Annotated in this window: 16 protein-coding genes; 8 read left to right on the top strand and 8 right to left on the bottom strand. The window is 72.5% G+C overall.

Going from position 1 to position 13,881, the window contains the following annotated elements; genetic code table 11:
* The first annotated feature begins 42 nt into the window (after window positions 1–42).
* From nhaA to AQJ66_RS37850, 4 genes are all read left to right on the top strand, one after another.
* Window positions 43–1,440, top strand: coding sequence for a Na+/H+ antiporter NhaA (nhaA, locus tag AQJ66_RS28090; RefSeq protein ID WP_061927678.1), 1,398 nt, complete (start codon window positions 43–45; stop codon window positions 1,438–1,440).
* Window positions 1,441–1,551: 111 nt separating this feature from the next.
* Window positions 1,552–2,040 (top strand): phage holin family protein, encoded by a 489-nt coding sequence (locus AQJ66_RS28085; protein ID WP_061927632.1) that lies wholly within the window; start codon window positions 1,552–1,554, stop codon window positions 2,038–2,040.
* A complete protein-coding gene (locus AQJ66_RS28080) occupies window positions 2,037–2,960 on the top strand; it encodes an alpha/beta fold hydrolase (RefSeq protein ID WP_061927630.1) in 924 nt (307 codons plus the stop codon). The genes AQJ66_RS28085 and AQJ66_RS28080 overlap by 4 nt, the downstream gene beginning before the upstream one ends.
* Window positions 2,961–3,087: 127 nt before the next feature.
* Window positions 3,088–3,267 carry a hypothetical protein gene (locus AQJ66_RS37850; protein WP_079060476.1) on the top strand — a complete coding sequence of 60 codons (180 nt, stop codon included), beginning with the start codon at window positions 3,088–3,090 and terminating at the stop codon, window positions 3,265–3,267.
* 42 nt (window positions 3,268–3,309) lie between these two features.
* Here AQJ66_RS37850 and AQJ66_RS28075 read toward each other — a convergent pair whose 3' ends face one another.
* From AQJ66_RS28075 to nth, 3 genes are all read right to left on the bottom strand, one after another.
* Window positions 3,310–4,509 (bottom strand): MarP family serine protease, encoded by a 1,200-nt coding sequence (locus AQJ66_RS28075; RefSeq protein ID WP_061927628.1) that lies wholly within the window; start codon window positions 4,507–4,509, stop codon window positions 3,310–3,312.
* Between the two features lie 117 nt (window positions 4,510–4,626).
* Window positions 4,627–5,322 (bottom strand): NUDIX hydrolase, encoded by a 696-nt coding sequence (locus AQJ66_RS28070; RefSeq protein ID WP_061927626.1) that lies wholly within the window; start codon window positions 5,320–5,322, stop codon window positions 4,627–4,629.
* A 52-nt stretch (window positions 5,323–5,374) separates the two neighbouring features.
* Window positions 5,375–6,229 (bottom strand): endonuclease III, encoded by an 855-nt coding sequence (gene nth, locus AQJ66_RS28065; RefSeq protein ID WP_061927624.1) that lies wholly within the window; start codon window positions 6,227–6,229, stop codon window positions 5,375–5,377.
* 276 nt (window positions 6,230–6,505) lie between these two features.
* Between nth and AQJ66_RS28060 the strand changes: the two genes are divergently transcribed.
* Both AQJ66_RS28060 and AQJ66_RS28055 read left to right on the top strand, forming a co-directional pair.
* Complete coding sequence (locus tag AQJ66_RS28060) at window positions 6,506–7,180, top strand: Crp/Fnr family transcriptional regulator (RefSeq protein ID WP_030734182.1); 675 nt, start codon at window positions 6,506–6,508, stop codon at window positions 7,178–7,180.
* A gap of 51 nt (window positions 7,181–7,231) precedes the next feature.
* On the top strand, window positions 7,232–8,098 hold the full coding sequence (locus tag AQJ66_RS28055) for a nucleotidyltransferase domain-containing protein (RefSeq protein ID WP_061927622.1): 867 nt from the start codon (window positions 7,232–7,234) through the stop codon (window positions 8,096–8,098).
* A gap of 15 nt (window positions 8,099–8,113) precedes the next feature.
* Here the strand turns inward: AQJ66_RS28055 and AQJ66_RS28050 are convergent, their stop codons facing one another.
* From AQJ66_RS28050 to sp36, 4 genes are all read right to left on the bottom strand, one after another.
* On the bottom strand, window positions 8,114–8,944 hold the full coding sequence (locus tag AQJ66_RS28050) for an MBL fold metallo-hydrolase (RefSeq protein ID WP_061927620.1): 831 nt from the start codon (window positions 8,942–8,944) through the stop codon (window positions 8,114–8,116).
* A complete protein-coding gene (locus AQJ66_RS28045; protein ID WP_061927618.1) occupies window positions 8,941–9,825 on the bottom strand; it encodes an NUDIX hydrolase in 885 nt (294 codons plus the stop codon). The genes AQJ66_RS28050 and AQJ66_RS28045 overlap by 4 nt, the downstream gene beginning before the upstream one ends.
* 90 nt (window positions 9,826–9,915) lie before the next feature.
* The gene (locus AQJ66_RS28040; protein ID WP_061927616.1) at window positions 9,916–10,380 is read right to left on the bottom strand and encodes a RidA family protein; all 465 of its coding nucleotides are present in this window, start codon (window positions 10,378–10,380) and stop codon (window positions 9,916–9,918) included.
* On the bottom strand, window positions 10,377–10,538 hold the full coding sequence (gene sp36 / locus AQJ66_RS38555) for a Sp36 family protein (RefSeq protein ID WP_003975360.1): 162 nt from the start codon (window positions 10,536–10,538) through the stop codon (window positions 10,377–10,379). Before sp36 ends, AQJ66_RS28040 begins: the two co-directional genes overlap by 4 nt.
* A 72-nt stretch (window positions 10,539–10,610) precedes the next feature.
* On the opposite strand from sp36, the gene bagA reads away from it, so the two are divergent.
* Window positions 10,611–11,588, top strand: a complete 978-nt coding sequence (gene bagA / locus AQJ66_RS28035) for an ATPase BagA (protein WP_061927614.1) — start codon at window positions 10,611–10,613, stop codon at window positions 11,586–11,588.
* On the top strand, window positions 11,585–12,913 hold the full coding sequence (gene bagB, locus AQJ66_RS28030) for an ATPase BagB (protein WP_061927612.1): 1,329 nt from the start codon (window positions 11,585–11,587) through the stop codon (window positions 12,911–12,913). The genes bagA and bagB overlap by 4 nt, the downstream gene beginning before the upstream one ends.
* 258 nt (window positions 12,914–13,171) lie before the next feature.
* Here the strand turns inward: bagB and wblA are convergent, their stop codons facing one another.
* Window positions 13,172–13,510, bottom strand: a complete 339-nt coding sequence (gene wblA / locus AQJ66_RS28025) for a transcriptional regulator WblA (protein WP_018547931.1) — start codon at window positions 13,508–13,510, stop codon at window positions 13,172–13,174.
* Window positions 13,511–13,881: the final 371 nt, after the last annotated feature.

Below are 13,881 nucleotides of genomic sequence, written 5' to 3'. Positions count from 1 at the left end.
GCGACGGCTGACAGACGCCGTACCGACCCGGAGGTCGCCACCGTGGCCGCGCCCCGCACCCCGCACCCCGCCCGCAAGGTCCTCGGACGCCTGTCCCTGCCCGAGCGGACCGTCGTCGCGGACGCGCTGCGCACCGAGACCGTCGGCGGTCTCCTGCTGCTGGTCGCGGCCGTGGCCGCGCTCCTGTGGGCGAACATCCCGGCGCTGCGCTCCAGCTACGAGTCCCTCAGCCACCTCCACTTCGGCCCAGGCGCCCTCGGTCTGCACCTGTCGGTCGCCCACTGGGCCGCCGACGGGCTGCTCGCGGTGTTCTTCTTCGTGGCCGGCATCGAGCTCAAGCGCGAACTGGTCGCGGGCGACCTGCGCGATCCCCGGGCGGCGGTCCTGCCCGTGGTGGCCGCGCTGTGCGGGATGGCCGTACCGGCGCTGGTGTACACCTTCACCAACCTGACCGGGGGCGGCTCCCTCCAGGGCTGGGCGGTGCCCACCGCCACGGACATCGCCTTCGCGCTCGCAGTCCTCGCGGTCATCGGCACCTCCCTGCCGAGCGCCCTGCGCGCCTTCCTGCTGACCCTCGCGGTCGTCGACGACCTCATCGCCATCCTGATCATCGCGGTGTTCTTCACCGACCGGATCGACTTCCCCGCGCTCGGCGGAGCCGCCGCCGGCCTGGTGGTCTTCTGGCTGCTGCTGCGCAAGGGGGTGCGCGGCTGGTACGTGTACGTGCCGCTGGGAGCCGTCATCTGGGCGCTGATGTACAACAGCGGCGTGCACGCCACCATCGCGGGCGTCGCGATGGGCCTGATGCTGCGGTGCACCACCCGGGAGGGCGAGGAGCACGCGCCGGGCGAGCGGATCGCCCACCTGGTGCGGCCCCTGTCGGCCGGGCTCGCCGTGCCGCTGTTCGCGCTGTTCAGCGCGGGTGTGAAGGTCTCGGGCGGGGCGCTCGTGGACGTGTTCACCCGGCCGGAGACGCTCGGGGTGGTGCTCGGCCTGGTCCTCGGCAAGACGCTCGGCATCTTCGGCGGCACCTGGCTGACCGCCCGGTTCACCCGCGCCTCCCTCAGCGAGGACCTCGCCTGGGCCGACGTGTTCGCCGTGGCCACCCTCGCCGGGATCGGCTTCACCGTCTCCCTGCTCATCGGCGAACTGGCCTTCGACGGGCAGCCGGTCCTCACCGACGAGGTGAAGGCCTCCGTCCTCATCGGATCGCTGCTGGCGGCCCTGTGCGCCACGGTGCTGCTGAAGCTCCGCAACGCCAAGTACCGCGGCCTGTGTGCGGAGGAGGAGCGCGACGAGGACCAGGACGGCATCCCGGACGTCTACGAGGAGGACGATCCGGCCTACCACCTGCGCATGGCACGGATCTACGAGGACAAGGCCGCCGAGCACCGCCGCCTCGCCGCCGAGAAGGCCGAGGCGGCGCGCCACGGGCTATAAGAAGTGCCGGGCGGGGCAGGCGAGGAGGACCGTCGTCCGGCATGATCTGACGAGACGGTACAAAACAAGACGGCCCCCATGCGGCAGACACGACTTCACAGGGAGAACGCGATGAGCGCACCCGACGGCAGCCCGGTCGGCGCCGAACGCAGCATCGGCCAGCTGTTCGCCTCGGCGACGACCGAAATGTCGGCACTGGTGCACGACGAGATCGCGCTGGCCAAGGCCCAGCTCAAGCAGGACGTCAAGCGCGGCGCGGTCAGCGGCGGCGCCTTCTCGGTGGCCGGCGCGGTGCTGCTGTTCTCCCTGCCGATGCTCAACTTCGCGCTGGCGTACGGCATCCGGACCTGGAGCGGCTGGAACCTGGCCGTCTGCTTCCTGCTGTCCTTCGCGGCCAACGTGCTGATCGCCGGTCTGCTCGCCCTCATCGGCACGGTGTTCGCGAAGAAGGCCAAGAAGAGCCAGGGCCCGCAGAAGGTGGCCGCGTCGGTGAAGGAGACGGCCGGCGTGCTGCAGAACGCCAAGCCGCATCCGCGTCCGGAGCCGGTCGAGGGCCGGACGCCGCAGGCCATCGAGGCCGTGGCACGCTCGTCGTCATGACGGAGCCCGCCGCTTCTTCGGCCGTACGGCTCGAAGGACCCTGGACGCACAGAGACGTCGCCGCCAACGGCGCACGCTTCCACATCGCCGAACTCGGCGACGGACCCCTGGTCCTGCTGCTGCACGGCTTCCCGCAGTTCTGGTGGACCTGGCGCCACCAGCTGGTCGCGCTCGCCGACGCGGGCTACCGGGCGGTGGCGATGGACCTGCGCGGCGTCGGCGGCAGCGACCGCACGCCGCGCGGGTACGACCCCGCCAACCTCGCCCTCGACGTCACCGGCGTCATCCGCTCGCTCGGCGAGCCGGACGCCGCGCTGGTCGGGCACGACCTCGGCGGCTATCTGGCGTGGACGGCGGCGGCGATGCGCCCCAAGCTCGTGCGGCGGCTCGCGGTCGTCTCGATGCCGCACCCCCGGCGCTGGCGCTCCGCGATGCTGCGGGACGCCCGGCAGACGGCGGCGAGTTCCTACATCTGGGGGTTCCAGCGGCCGTGGATCCCCGAGCGGCAGCTGACGGCCGACGACGGCGCTCTGGTGGGCCGGCTGATCCGGGAGTGGTCCGGGCCGCGGCTGCCGGAGGACGAGGCCGTGGAGACCTACCAGCGGGCCATGTGCATCCCGTCGACCGCGCACTGCTCGATCGAGCCGTACCGCTGGCTGGTGCGCTCGCTGGCCCGCCCGGACGGCATCCAGTTCAACCGCCGGATGAAGCGGCCGGTCCGGGTGCCGACGCTGCATCTGCACGGCTCCCTCGACCCGGTGACCCGCACGCGCAGCGCGGCCGGTTCCGGTGAGTACGTCGAAGCGCCCTACCGCTGGCGCCTGTTCGACGGGCTCGGGCACTTCCCGCACGAGGAGGACCCGGCGGCGTTCTCCACCGAGCTGGTCAACTGGCTGGAGGATCCCGAACCGGACCGGTGAGCGGACCGGTGCGGGGAGTATCCGGTTGCTGAACACTTGTCCGTCGAACGGCCACATGCCTGCCGCATAGGCCAATTGGGGGGCGCGCAGGCGGTTATCGACCTTGGGGCAGGGCACAAGTCCGGGTATGGGCTGGACGCACGACTACAGTGACGCACCCCGCAACCGCCGCCCGGCCGCCGGGCCGGTCTCCGCGCAGCGAGGCACTCCGCAGCTCGTGGAGGCGGAGTTGAGGGTGGGGATTCCGCGCATCCTGCGCCGCCGGGCCCGCTGGGTCTCGGTACGCCTGCGCCACCCGCGCGGCTGACTCCTCCGCTGCGGACGCGGACGCCGCGGGCACTTCAGGCCGTCACAGGGCGCAGCTGTCGGTGCCCACCTGTTCGTTCGCCGTGCGGCCCCGGGCGATGTCCTGCCGGATCTCGTCGGCCGTGAGCGCGTAGCCGGTGTCGGCGTCGTCCAAGGACTTGGCGAACACGACGCCGTACACCTTGCCGTCCGGGGTGAGCAGCGGGCCGCCGGAGTTGCCCTGGCGGACGGTCGCGTACAGGGAGTAGACGTCGCGGCTGACCGTGCCGCGGTGGTAGATGTCCGGGCCGTGGGCGGTGATGCGCCCGCGGACCCGCGCGGCGCGCACGTCGTACGACCCGTTCTCCGGGAAGCCCGCGACGATCGCGCCTTCGCCGCCGCCCGCGTCCCGCGGGGCGAACCGGAGGGCGGTCGCCTTCAGGTCCGGTACGTCGAGGACGGCGATGTCGCGCTTCCAGTCGTACAGCACGACCTTCGCGTCGTAGCGGCGGCCCTCTCCCCCGATCTGCACGGTGGGCTCGTCCACGCCTCCGACGACGTGCGCGTTGGTCATGACGCGGCGGTCGGCGAACACGAAGCCGGTGCCCTCCAGCACCTTGCCGCAGCTCTGCGCGGTGCCGGTCACCTTGACGATGGACCGCTGGGCGCCCGTCGCGACCCGGCTGCGGGCGAGGGCGGGGTCGGGCGGCTGGACCTCCTTGATCGGCTCGTTCGAGAACGGGCTGAAGACCTGCGGGAAGCCGTTCTGCGCGAGGACGGAGGTGAAGTCCTTGAACCAGGTGTTGGCCTCGTCGGGCAGCGCCTCCTGCACGCCCAGCAGCACCTTGGAGCCGCGCACCTCACGGCCCAGCGTGGGCAGCGTGGTCTGGGCGAGGGCCGAGCCGAGCAGCCAGGCGACCAGGAGCATCGCCAGGACGTTGACCAGCGCGCCGCCGGTGGCGTCCAGGGCGCGGGCCGGGGACCAGGTGATGTACCGGCGCAGCTTGTTGCCGAGGTGGGTGGTCAGGGCCTGTCCGACGGAGGCGCAGACGATGACGACGACCACGGCGACGACGACGGCGACCATGCCGACCTCCGCGTCGCCGGTCACGGCGTCCCAGATGACGGGCAGCGTGTACACGGCGACGAGACCGCCGCCGAGGAACCCGATCACCGACAGGATGCCGACGACGAAGCCCTGGCGGTAGCCGACGACCGCGAACCACACGGCCGCGACCAGCAACAGGATGTCCAGCACGTTCACCGCTTCAGGCCTCGCCTATCCACTCCGGTCCCAGCAGGTCGGCCGGGAACCCGGCCCCGCGCACCACGGTGGCGGGGCACACCGCCCCCGGGACGACACGGCACGGGGTTCACCCTGTCATGACCGCCAGTCGAGCGGGACCTGCTTCTTCCTGTCCCAGGGGCGCTCCCAGCCCGCGAAGTGCAGCAGGCGGTCGATCACGCCGGCCGTGAAGCCCCACACCAGGGCGGATTCGACCAGGAATGCCGGGCCCCGGTGGCCGCTGGGGTGGACGGTGGTGGCGCGGTTGGCGGGGTCCGTGAGATCCACCACGGGGACGGTGAAGACGCGGGCGGTCTCGTTCGGGTCGACGACACCGACCGGGCTGGGCTCGCGCCACCAGCCGAGCACGGGGGTCACGACGAAGTCGCTGACCGGGATGTAGAGCGCGGGCAGCGCGCCGAAGAGCTGGACGCCGGCGGGGTCGAGGCCCGTCTCCTCCTCGGCCTCGCGCAGCGCCGCTCTGAGCGGGCCGTCGCCGCCCGGGTCGCCGTCCTCCGGGTCGAGGGCGCCGCCGGGGAAGGCGGGCTGGCCGGCATGGGAGCGCAGCGAGCCGGCCCGCTCCATCAGCAGCAGCTCCGGGCCCCGCTCGCCCTCGCCGAACAGGATGAGCACCGCCGACTGGCGTCCCGCGCCGTTCTCCGGCGGCAGGAAGCGGCTGAGCTGGATCGGCTGGACCGTCTCCGCCGCCCGCACCACCGGGTCCAGCCAGTCGGGCAGGCCCGCCTTGCTCAGCGCCACCGGGCCGCCCTGCGTGTCGTGCGTGTACGTCATCGCCACCCCCGTCCTGCCGTGTCCAACGCCCGAGGGCACCGAGATCGTTCCGTCATCCGGCCCCCAGCGGCGGCGCCGGCCTGCCGCCCGCGTCGAGGTAGGCCTGCGGGGGCTTCAGTCGCTGGCCGGGGAAGCCGCCCTTCTCGTACTTCAGGAGCTTCTTCGCCTTCTCCGGGTCGGTCTCGCCCTCGCCGTAGGCCGGGCAGAGCGGGGCGACGGGGCAGGCGCCGCACGCGGGCCTGCGGGCGTGGCAGATGCGGCGGCCGTGCCAGATCACGTGGTGGGAGAGGTCGGTCCAGTCGCTCTTCGGGAACAGGGCGCCGACGGCCGCCTCGATCTTGTCGGGGTCGGTCTCCTCGGTCCACCGCCAGCGCCGCACCAGCCGCTGGAAGTGCGTGTCCACGGTGATGCCGGGCCGTCCGAAGGCGTTGCCGAGCACCACGAAGGCGGTCTTGCGGCCGACCCCGGGCAGCTTGACCAGGTCCTCCAGCTTCCCGGGGACCTCGCCGCCGAACTCCGCCACGAGCGCCTTGGAGAGCCCTATGACCGACTTGGTCTTGGCCCGGAAGAAGCCGCAGGGGCGCAGGATCTCCTCGACCTCCTCCGGGTTGGCGGCGGCGAGGTCCTCGGGGGTGGGGTACTTGGCGAAGAGCGCCGGGGTCGTCTGGTTGACGCGCAGGTCGGTGGTCTGGGCCGACAGGACCGTGGCCACCAGCAGCTGGAAGGGGTTGTCGAAGTCCAGTTCCGGGTGGGCGTACGGGTAGACCTCGGCGAGTTCGCGGTTGATGCGGCGGGCGCGGCGGACGAGCGCGGTCCGGGACTCCGCGGCCGGAGGCTTCGCCGCAACCTTTTCCTTTTTGTCCGCTTTGCCGTTTTTATTACTACTGCCGGAACTCTGTTCGCCCACAGCGGAATCGCGACGTGCAACCACCCGCTCAGCCCCCTTGTCCCGTGCTTTCACCGGCGATTTGGACACCCGGCCAGCCTAAAGCCCGGCACCGACAATCGCCCCGCTCCCCGAAGATCGGCCCCCGATTGGACCCCTGCCGCTTACGTTGGGACACCTGTACGGCATCCTTGTGACAGATCACACTGTTTGGACCGTCCGGCAAAATGGGGAACACGGTCCCCTGGCACACGGGGGAGCAAGATCCCCTGAGCAGGTCGACAAGGAGAGAACTCAGTGGACGACGTTCTGCGGCGCAACCCGCTCTTCGCGGCTCTCGACGACGAGCAGGCCGCGGAGCTTCGCGCCTCCATGAGCGAGGTGACCCTCGCGCGCGGCGACTCCCTGTTCCACGAGGGCGACCCCGGGGACCGGCTGTACGTCGTCACCGAGGGCAAGGTCAAGCTGCACCGCACCTCCCCCGACGGCCGCGAGAACATGCTCGCCGTCGTCGGACCCGGCGAGCTGATCGGCGAGCTGTCGCTGTTCGACCCGGGCCCGCGCACGGCGACCGCGACCGCGCTGACCGAGGTCAAGCTGCTGGGTCTCGGCCACGGCGACCTGCAGCCCTGGCTGAACGTGCGCCCCGAGGTGGCCGGCGCCCTGCTGCGCGCCGTGGCCCGTCGTCTGCGCAAGACCAACGACGCCATGTCCGACCTGGTCTTCTCCGACGTCCCCGGCCGTGTGGCGCGCGCCCTGCTGGACCTCTCCCGCCGCTTCGGCGTGCAGTCCGAGGAGGGCATCCACGTCGTCCACGACCTCACGCAGGAGGAGCTGGCCCAGCTGGTCGGCGCCTCGCGCGAGACCGTGAACAAGGCGCTGGCGGACTTCGCCCAGCGCGGTTGGCTGCGCCTGGAGGCGCGGGCCGTCATCCTGCTGGACGTCGAGAGGCTCGCCAAGCGCTCCCGCTGACCGTCCCGGGGACTGCCGCCCCGAAGGGGCAGGTTCGGGCACAGTGACCGCATGCGCCTGCCCGAACCTCCCGCCCCTCACGGTCTCGACGCCCAGGGCTTCATCGCGCGCGAAGGCTCCCTCGCGCGCGTGGCACCCGTCTTCCGCCCGGTGGTGGCCGCCGCGCGCGACCGGTTGACCGGTCTGTTCGGCGCCCGCCTGCACAGCGCGTATCTCTACGGGTCGATCCCGCGCGGCACCGCGCGCGTGGGCCGCAGCGACCTGGACCTGCTGGTCGCCCTCGGCGAGGAGCCGCAGGACGCCGACCGGGAGGCCGTACGCGCCCTCGGGGCGGCGCTGGACGGGGAGTTCGCGCAGATCGACGGCGTCGGCACGCTGCTGTACGGCCGGGCGCGGCTGCTGAGCGAGCCGGAGACGTACGACCTGGGCTGGTTCGTGGCCTGCCTGTGCACCCCGCTGCTCGGGGACGACCTCGCCGCGCACCTGCCCCGCTACCGCCCCGACTCGCTGCTGGCCCGCGAGACCAACGGCGACCTGGGCCGGCTGCTGCCGCGCTGGCGCCGCCGGATCGCGGCGGCCGAGGACACCGAGGACGCCCGCAGGCCGCTCGTCCGCTTCCTGTCCCGGCACCTCGTGCGCACCGGCTTCACGCTCGTCATGCCCCGCTGGCAGGGCTGGACGAGCGACCTGCGGGAGATGGCCGCCGTGTGCGGCGCCTACCACCCCGAGCGCGCCGGGCAGCTGCGCACGGCGGCGGAGTACGGCTACGAGCCGGTCGGCGATCCGGCCGTCCTGGCGTCGTACGTGGACGACCTCGGCCCCTGGCTCGCCGCGGAGTACGCGCGCGTGCACGGCGTGAAGGCCCCGCGCCCCGGGGACCGACCGGCCCCGGCTCCAGGGCCCGCGAGCCCGGCCTGATCCGAACGAGAGGCCCTAGATGAGCCCGTGCTCGCGCAGGTAATCCAGTTGGGCCCGTACCGACAGCTCCGCCGCCGGCCACAGGGAGCGGTCCACGTCGGCGTAGACGTGGGCGACGACCTCCTCGGGGGTGCGGTGGCCGTTCTCCACGGCCGTCTCGATCTGGGCGAGGCGGTGGGCGCGGTGCGCTAGGTAGTACTCGACGGCGCCCTGGGCGTCCTCCAGGACCGGCCCGTGGCCCGGCAGGACCGTGCGGACGCCGTCGTCGACGGTGAGCGACCTGAGGCGGCGCAGGGAGTCCAGGTAGTCGCCGAGGCGGCCGTCCGGGTGCGCCACCATCGTCGTACCGCGCCCGAGGACGGTGTCGCCGGTCAGCACCGCCCGGTCGGCCGGGAGGTGGAAGCAGAGCGAGTCCGCGGTGTGGCCGGGGGTCGGTACGACCCTCAGCTCCAAGCCGCCGACCGTGATCACGTCCCCCGCGGCCAGGCCCTCGTCCCCGAGCCGCAGCGCCGGGTCCAGCGCACGCACGCGCGTGCCGGTCAGCTCGGCGAACCGGGCGGCGCCCTCGGCGTGGTCGGGGTGGCCGTGGGTCAGCAGGGTGAGGGCCGTGCGCCGGCCGGCCCTCTCGGCGGTGTCGACGACGGCCCGCAGATGGGCGTCGTCCAGCGGGCCCGGGTCGATCACGACGGCCAGGTCGGAGTCGGGCTCGGCCACGATCCAGGTGTTGGTGCCGTCCAGGGTCATCGCGGAGGCGTTCGGGGCGAGCACGTTGACGGCCCGTTCGGTGGCCGGGCCGGACAGGACCCCGCCCCGGGGCTGGCCGGGCAGGGCCGCTGCGTCGGTCATGCGGGGCCTCCACCGGGAATCGTCGGGGCGGTCGGGACGTGCTTGGTGAACTCGTCGTGCCCCGGCCAGGACAGCACGATCCGGCCGTCCTCCAGGCGGGCACTGGCCAGTACCGGGGTCATGTCGCGCGCGGGCGCCGCGGCGAGTGCCTCGGCTGCGGTGGCGTACGGCAGCAGCTGGCGCAGGGTGGCGATGGTGGGCGGCATCATCAGCAGCTCGCCCCGGTCGTACCCGGCGGCGGCCTCCTCGGGACGGATCCACACCGTGCGGTCGGCCTCGGTGGAGGCGTTGCGGGTGCGCTGGCCTTCTGGCAGGGCGGCCACGAAGAACCAGGTGTCGTAGCGGCGGGCCTCGAACTCCGGGGTGATCCAGCGGGTCCAGGCGCCCAGCAGGTCGGAGCGCAGCACCAGGCCGCGGCGGTCCAGGAACTCCGCGAAGGACAGCTCGCGCGCGACCAGGGCGGCGCGGTCCGCCTCCCAGTCCGCGCCGGTGGTGTCGCCGACGACCGACTCCGGGCCGGGTCCGGCGAGCAGGACGCCCGCCTCCTCGTACGTCTCCCGGACGGCCGCGCAGACGATGGCCTGCGCGCCGCTCTCGTCGACGCCGAGGCGCTCGGCCCACCACGCGCGCGGGGGGCCGGCCCAGCGGATCAGGCGGTCGTCGTCACGCGGGTCGACGCCGCCACCCGGATAGGCGTACGCGCCTCCGGCGAAGGCCATGGAGGCGCGTCTGCGCAGCATGTGGACGACCGGCCCGGCGGTGGTGTCCCGCAGGAGCAGCACCGTCGCCGCGCGCCGGGGGGACACCGGGGTGAGAGTGCCGTCCGCGAGCGCGCGGATGCGGTCCGGCCACTCCGGGGGGTACCACTGACCGTTCGCCATGGCCGGAGGCTATCCCGTGTAGGGCGAATGTTCGAGGGCTGCCCGAGGTCAGCGGCCCGGCGGCACCTCCGCGGGCACCGCCCGGCGGCCTCAGGGGGCCAGCTCGACCTGGATCTCGACCTCCACCGGCGCGTCCAGCGGCAGCACCGCGACGCCGACCGCGCTGCGCGCGTGGACGCCCTTGTCGCCGAGGACCTCGCCGAGCAGCTCGCTGGCGCCGTTGAGGACACCGGGCTGCCCGGTGAAGTCGGCGGCCGAGGCGACGAAGCCGACGACCTTCACCACGCGCGCGATGCGGTCCAGGTCGCCGGTGACGGACTTCACGGCGGCCAGCGCGTTCAGCGCGCAGGTGCGGGCCAGGTCCTTGGCCTCCTCCGCGGTGACCTCGGCGCCCACCTTGCCGGTGACCGGCAGCTTGCCCTCCACCATCGGCAGCTGGCCGGCGGTGTACACGTACGCGCCGGAGCGCACGGCCGGCTGGTAGGCGGCCAAGGGCGGCACGACCTCCGGCAGGGTCAGCCCCAGTTCGGCCAGCCGGGCCTCGACCGCGCTCACGCCTGCTTCTCCCGCTTCAGGTAGGCCACGAGCTGCTCGGGGTTGTTCGGCCCGGGCACGACCTGGACCAGCTCCCAGCCGTCCTCGCCCCAGGTGTCCAGGATCTGCTTCGTGGCGTGGACGAGCAGTGGCACGGTTGCGTATTCCCACTTGGTCATGGGGCCGACTGTAGCCGTTGTCATCCACGGCCTCCCGCGTGAGTGTCAGCCGGACTGGTTAGGCTCGAAGACGTGAGCAGGCTCCAGGTCGTCAGCGGCAAGGGCGGGACCGGAAAGACGACGGTCGCCGCCGCACTCGCGCTGGCCCTCGCGACCGAGGGGAAGCGGACGCTTCTCGTCGAGGTCGAGGGCCGGCAGGGCATCGCACAGCTCTTCGAAACGGAGGCGCTGCCCTACGAAGAACGGAAGATCGCGGTGGCTCCCGGGGGCGGGGAGGTGTATGCCCTGGCCATCGACCCCGAACTGGCCCTTTTGGACTATCTCCAGATGTTCTACAAGCTCGGCGGCGCCGGCCGGGCCCTGAAGAAGCTCGGCGCGATCGACTTCGCCACCACCATCGCGCCCGGACTGAGAGACGTGCTCCTCACCGGCAAGGCGTGCGAGGCGGTGCGGCGCAAGGACAGGTCGGGCCGGTTCGTCTACGACCACGTCGTCATGGACGCGCCGCCCACCGGGCGCATCACCCGCTTCCTGAACGTCAACGACGAGGTGGCGGGCCTGGCGAAGATCGGCCCTATACACAATCAGGCGCAGGCGGTCATGCGCGTGCTGAAGTCGCAGGAGTCGGCGGTGCACCTGGTGACGCTGCTGGAGGAGATGCCCGTCCAGGAGACCGCCGACGGCATCGCCGAACTCCGCGCGGCGCGGCTGCCGGTGGGCAGGGTCATCGTGAACATGGTGCGGCCCGAGGTGTTGGACGAGGCCGACCTGGAACTCGTACGGACGGTGCCGCGCTCCTCCCTCGCGCAGTCCCTGTCGGCCGCCGGGCTCGGCGGGGCGCGGCGCGGCGGGCACGCCGAGCGGCTGGTGGACCCGCTGCTGGAGCAGGCCACGGAGTACGCCGAGCGGTACGCGCTGGAGCAGGAGCAGCGCGCGGTCCTCGGCGAGCTGGGCCTGCCGCTGGGCGAACTGCCCCTGCTCGCGGAGGGCATGGACCTCGCGGGACTGTACGAACTCGCCACCGAGCTGCGGAAGCAGGGGTTGTCATGAGTCCGGACCCGGCCCAGACCGGGGGCGCCCAGGAGACCGGCCGCCCCCACCTGTCCTCCGCGCGCGTGCTCGACGTGGACGCCCTGCTGGACGATCCGGGGACCCGGATCGTGGTGTGCTGCGGTTCGGGCGGCGTCGGCAAGACGACGACCGCGGCGGCGCTGGGCCTCAGGGCGGCCGAGCGGGGCCGCAAGGTGGTCGTCCTCACCATCGACCCGGCGCGCAGGCTGGCCCAGTCGATGGGCATCGACTCGCTGGACAACGTGCCGCGGCGGGTGAAGGGCACGGAGGGCGGCGGCGAACTGCACGCCATGATGCTCGACATGAAGCGCACCTTCGACGAGGTCGTCGAGGCGCACGCGGACGCCGAGCGGGCGGCCGCGATCCTGGCGAACCCCTTCTACCAGTCGCTCTCGGCGGGCTTCGCGGGCACGCAGGAGTACATGGCGATGGAGAAGCTGGGCCAGCTGCGGGCCAGGGACGAGTGGGACCTGATCGTGGTCGACACCCCGCCGTCCCGTTCGGCGCTGGACTTCCTGGACGCGCCCAAGCGGCTCGGCTCCTTCCTGGACGGCCGGCTCATCCGCCTCCTGACGGCTCCGGCGAAGCTCGGCGGCCGCGCGGGGATGAAGTTCCTCAGCGTCGGCATGTCGATGATGACCGGCACGCTGGGCAAGCTGCTGGGCGGTCAGCTGCTGAAGGACGTCCAGACGTTCGTGTCCGCGATGGACACCACCTTCGGCGGCTTCCGTACGCGCGCGGACGCCACGTACAAGCTGCTCCAGGCGCCCGGCACGGCGTTCCTGGTGGTGGCGGCCCCGGAGCGGGACGCGCTGCGCGAGGCCGCGTACTTCGTGGAGCGGCTGGCCGCGGAGGACATGCCGCTGGTGGGTCTGGTGCTCAACCGGGTCCACGGCAGTGGCGCGGGCGGCCTGTCGGCCGAGCGCGCGCTCGCCGCCGCGGAAAATCTTGAGGACCCCGGCATTGTGGATCAGGGGGACGGGAAAGCTGGACTTCGTAACTCTCCCGACACGCACGGCAGTTCAGAATCATCCGCTTCAGAATCACCTGCTTCGGCGTCCGAAGAAGGCTCCCCCGCCGCCTCGGAGCGCTCCGTCGACCAGCTGGCCGCCGGCCTGCTGCGGCTGCACGCCGAGCGCATGCACCTGCTCGCGCGTGAGCAGCGCACACGTGACCGGTTCACCGCCCGCCACCCCGAGGTGTCGGTCGTCGAGGTGCCCGCCCTGCCCGGCGACGTGCACGACCTCACGGGCCTGCGCGACATCGGGGACCGGCTGGCGTTGGGGCGCACGGAGCCGTCGTAGCGCCGGGGCGCACGCGGCCGGCCTGTCGTGCCGTCACCGAGTGGCGCACGCCCAACCGGCATGCACCGGGCGCACGCGGGCGCAGACCGGGCGGGCCGGCTGCCGCTTGCGGGCGCGACAGGCCATCATCCGCTGCCGCTCCCTGACGGCGGATGACGCAGCCCAAGACGTGGACCCGGCCATGGCCTCCCCTGCCCGACGGCCGGCCGGAGTCGCCCCGTGCGGGGCTCGTGCCGGGGTGCCGGAAGGGCGACGGCCTCAGCTCACCGCCGCGTAGTTCTCGTACACCTCGTCGTTGTCGAGCGGCACGATGCCCGCTCCGCGCTCGTACTCCGAGCGGGCGGTCTCCAGCAGCCTGCGCCAGGAGGTCACCGTGGGCCGCCGGCGCAGCAGTGCGCGGCGCTCCCGCTCCGTCATGCCTCCCCACACGCCGAATTCGACGCGGTTGTCCAGCGCGTCCGCAAGGCATTCCGTGCGTACCGGACATCCGGTGCACACCGCCTTGGCCCTGTTCTGCGCTGCTCCCTGAACGAACAGTTCATCCGGATCGGTAGTGCGGCAGGCGGCCTGCGCACTCCAGTCGGTTACCCAGCCCATACCGGCGCCGTCCTCTCCCGAATCGAGGCTCCCCCACGGCGGCAGCGGCATATTCACCGCCGCCAGTTGAGGACGTTACGGAAGGTGGGCACAGCGCAACAGCCCCTGCGGGCCCAATCTTGAATGGCCCGAACGGACTATGGGTCAGCGGCAGATCACCCGCGGGAGTGAGCAGGTGACAAGCGTGATCAACCCGGCAAACCGGGACGGCTGTGGTGCGCCACAAGGGGCACCGGATGACACACGAGGCGGATTCGGACACGCCCCCACCAGAAAGCCGGGGTACTTCCGGAACGATTCGGGGTCGCCGGACGTATTGATACGTGGCCGCGCCGCTGTGACAGTTGGCAGCAGCTTAGGCCAAGGCCTGT

Origin of the sequence: Streptomyces bungoensis (genome assembly GCF_001514215.1) — a bacterium.
GTDB lineage: Bacteria > Actinomycetota > Actinomycetes > Streptomycetales > Streptomycetaceae > Streptomyces > Streptomyces bungoensis.
Note: the sequence above shows the minus strand (reverse complement) of the source record. Positions and strands in the feature narration are given on the sequence as shown.